At 32.7% G+C, this 3,851-nt stretch carries 5 protein-coding genes; all 5 read left to right on the top strand.

What is annotated here, in order from left to right; genetic code table 11:
* Positions 1–1,616, top strand: a 1,616-nt coding sequence (locus Q0296_RS04750; protein ID WP_298037213.1) for a DUF4258 domain-containing protein, incomplete at its 5' end; no start/stop codon positions are given.
* Positions 1,616–1,858: a hypothetical protein gene (locus tag Q0296_RS04745; protein ID WP_298037210.1), complete on the top strand. Its 243-nt coding sequence runs from the start codon at positions 1,616–1,618 to the stop codon at positions 1,856–1,858. The genes Q0296_RS04750 and Q0296_RS04745, both read left to right, overlap by 1 nt.
* A gap of 275 nt (positions 1,859–2,133) precedes the next feature.
* Complete coding sequence (locus Q0296_RS04740; protein ID WP_298037207.1) at positions 2,134–2,277, top strand: hypothetical protein; 144 nt, start codon at positions 2,134–2,136, stop codon at positions 2,275–2,277.
* Positions 2,278–2,311: 34 nt separating this feature from the next.
* Positions 2,312–2,650 (top strand): hypothetical protein, encoded by a 339-nt coding sequence (locus Q0296_RS04735; protein WP_298037204.1) that lies wholly within the window; start codon positions 2,312–2,314, stop codon positions 2,648–2,650.
* Positions 2,651–3,488: 838 nt separating this feature from the next.
* The coding region (locus Q0296_RS04730; protein WP_298037201.1) for a hypothetical protein at positions 3,489–3,851 on the top strand (363 nt) is incomplete at its 3' end.

The raw sequence follows: 3,851 nt of genomic DNA, 5'->3' as shown, positions 1-3,851 counted from the left end.
GAGATACAACTAAACTAACAAAAGATCTAGTAAATACTAGCATAAGCTCAAATGTAGATGGTAGTATAGATGCTAGGGTGTTTAGTGAAGATGGTAGGAAGGAGATAGCTAAAGAGATAGTAGATACTAGCACCATAATAGACGCCATAAAACAAATATCAACTACAGATAGGGCAAATATATTCTCATTTTTTAAAGAAGTGAGCAAGCAATACAAAGTATTAAATGGTGTTAGAGAAGAGGTTGCAAATTCACCAGAACTACAAGCATTTTTATCTAGCAACACTACAACCGAAGCACAAAGAAAAGAGGCTATGACACTAATAACACTTGCTGTTATGAAAAACTTAGGATATCTACCAAACGATATAAAGTCTATATATACAGATGAAAGAGGATATAATGACGAGAAAATACAAGGTTTCACAAGCTTGCAAACTGGTGCTAGCTATATAAATTTCAAAAACATAACTAATGTGAAAGATCTTGTAAAGACCATAACTCATGAAAACCAAAGATCTATGGATATACAAGATCATAGGGATATAGATAAAAATAGAGATGATGATACTAAGTATGCGTCAAATTTCTCAGACTTTGCAACTAGATATTTCTCTCATGCTCTATGGCTAAATGATAAGGGTTTTTCTAAAGCACCTTTAACAACAGCTGTAACAACAAGCATGATAAACAACAATAAAGAATTTGCAAAGTTGGATAAGAATTTGGGGGTGAATAGGATGCTAACAAGCAATGAATATGATCTTGCAATGGAATTAGCATATAGATATAGTAAAGAAAATAACATACCTTATGCTCAGTCAATAAATCTTTTTATGCTCGCGGCTAAAACAAATGTCGATAAATCTCAAAAAGAAGCTTTTGAACATGTTGTATCTACATTAGAAAGCGCTGATGAAAGCGAGGTGCCTGGATATAGTATAGTGTTTGATAGGGATAAAATAGATGAGGCATATAATATATTGGCAACTACTGCTAATGAGAGAAGTCTAAGCTTTAGTGATGTTTATAAAAATAGCATGAAGCGTTATCCTTTATACACTGCAACCAAAGAGCAGTATGAAGATAAACATTGGGATCCAGAGCATACTATAGGAGCGGGAGATGCAAGCGATATACTTATACCATTTGCAAAACCAGCTATCGGTGCTGCAAAGCAACTATCATTAGCTCTATACTCTGGCTCAAGAAATGCGATGAAGACCACACTTGTAGAGATGGAAAAGAGAGTGGCTGAAAAAGTAGCAGCCAATACCCCAAAAGGTGGAACATTAGGTAGTGATCGGGCATTAGGATATACAGAAAGCGGTCTTAAAGTATCTGTGGTATCAAAAAATGGAATTGTAATATCAAATTTTACAAAGCATGGCGTTGAACGAGCCATAAATAGAAATGTTAAACCTTATGATATTTTAGATGCATTAAAAAATCCGTTAAAAATAAAAGATATTAAAATTGATGAAATGGGCAGGCAAAGTCAACGTTTTATAGGGAAAAATGCAGAAGTAGTTGTAAATCCAAATAATGGTAAAATAATATCTGTTAATCCAACATCATCAGCAAAAGCAAGGCAATTATTGAGTAAGGAAAAATAATGTATGTCAAATTATCAAAGCAAGATTTTGATTATCTTATGCAAAATTGTAAATTTATAAAAAGTATGTCTATTGTTTATGAGAATAATACGCTTGTAAAAATTAGTATTGATGAAAAAGAAGCGGATGATATTAGAGAATGGGCATTAAACGAATTGGAATTTAGGGGATTTGACGAGAACTATGAATTAAACAAAAATGGTCAAATTTTAGAAAGATTAGTTGATTTGTTTTTTAGGTAGAATAAATCGATTAATAGCAGAGGTTATTTTATAGTAGTCGGTAAGCCAAAACAAATACATGAAAGAGCTAATTATCAGTTTGGAAATTTGATTTATGATCCAAGAACTTGGACATATGGTATTGCTTTGGAAGAGGTAGTTAATGGATATTTGTCACCAGAGCCACCAGCAAATGGGTGGCAGGCAATTGGTGGTGGTATAAATAAAATTGTAGAAATGTATAACAAATGAATTATTTAATAGGTTTTATTATTTTTATTGAAGGGTTGTCTATTATGATGGATCCAAATCCACCAATAAATCTTTTTGGTATACCAAAAGGAGATACTATTCCTTATGGTCTAAATATATCAGTTGGATCGATCATGGCGTTGCTTGGCTTGCTCTTTGTATATAGGGAGTTTAAAAAAAGTAGCTGAAGGGCTACAAATTTGGCTTTTAAAGTAATGAAAAATGAGCAATTTTTTTATATCTATTGGTTTTTTAATAACGGCTATTCAAATTTTTATTAATAAGAAAATAGTAAGAGCATATGACGGAGTTGACTATTCTCTCATGGGGGATTTTTATTTGGTCCCTGGTATAGCATCATTAGCGGGTGCTATATTATTTTTTTGGCTTGGGTGTAGGTCCATTAAATTAAAAAATAGAAAGAAAGAATTCGAATGCAAATGGTGTGATAGCTGTGGCAAAGCCATTAAAGTCGGCAAAGATATCTCTTGGTGCCCAGACTGCGGCAAGCCACTAACTAAATTTAACGACAAGCACGATAAAAAAGCACCTAAAAAATAGCGTCATCTTATCAACCATGCAAATTTCATATAAATTCATTTAAAATTTAGGCGATATTGCCAAGATAGGAAGTAGTATGGAAAAAAGTCATAGAATAGCTGCGGGTTGTATATCATTTGTAGAGCTTGTTTTGTGTATGATCTATGGGAAGTACTATATTAGAGGTTGGAGCGAAGCTAACCTTCTTTCGGTCTCCTTTTTTATTTGTATTTTTGTATATTGCGTTATGCCTTTTTTCATCAAAGGTAATATTGCAAATTCATTAATTAAATTTGATATTTTGTCAACAATTACACTTTTTTTAATATATTTGCTCGGTTTTAAATTTATCTATGATGGTTTTGAAGGATACATACGATATATTGCTATTTTTATACTTGTTATTATAGTTGTAAAGACATCGCTTAAAATGTTTAATAAGAATGAGCAAAAATAGGGTTTTAATGAAAGATGTGCATAATTGGTGCTGAAAAGATAGGAGAGAATATACCAAGAGGCAAGGATGGTAATTATAAGACCATATTTGAAGTAGGTGCCGGACTGGTAGGCGGCGTAATACAGTCAGATATGGATAATAAAAAATGAAAAAATTTGCGATAGTATTCAGTGGTGTTATAGCAATATGTGTTGTAGCACTACTATTTATAAGGTTACTAAAATACTTTTTTGGAGAGATTTATTATATAGATGCAATATATGCTATGTCTATATGCGTATCGTTATTTTTTATAGCAAAAAACGGTATCAAAAAAAGTGATCTCACTAGCGATAATATTAAACACATGGAGATAAAGTACGGTAGCGTAGCTTTATTCTATGCGGTTATTGAGTCTATCTTATGGGTATTATTAATATACTTAAGAAAATAAATTTACAAGGCAAATTTGGTACATGTATGGTAATAGGTGCTGGTAATTTACTATCAGCAATAGGCATAGGCGCTTTTGTTAACTCATCATCTACCGAGCCATACTCTCAGCTTAAAGATAGATCAAAAGATGTGGATAAAGAAAGAGTGGTCGGAAAAGGTTTTGCTGGTGGATTTTATGGACTGTTTGGTAGCCTTGCGGGAGCAGGCGGTAAAACCATAAAAGTTGGTGATGGAGATTTGCAGACTGCAGCTGAAGTAGGAGCAAATTTTCTTACTACAACCGGACAAGCTATTGCAGATAGTGTAGAAAGTAAAAAAGAAAAAAATAAA

Origin of the sequence: uncultured Campylobacter sp., assembly GCF_937890585.1 — a bacterium.
Lineage (GTDB): Bacteria > Campylobacterota > Campylobacteria > Campylobacterales > Campylobacteraceae > Campylobacter_A.
Note: the sequence above shows the minus strand (reverse complement) of the source record. Positions and strands in the feature narration are given on the sequence as shown.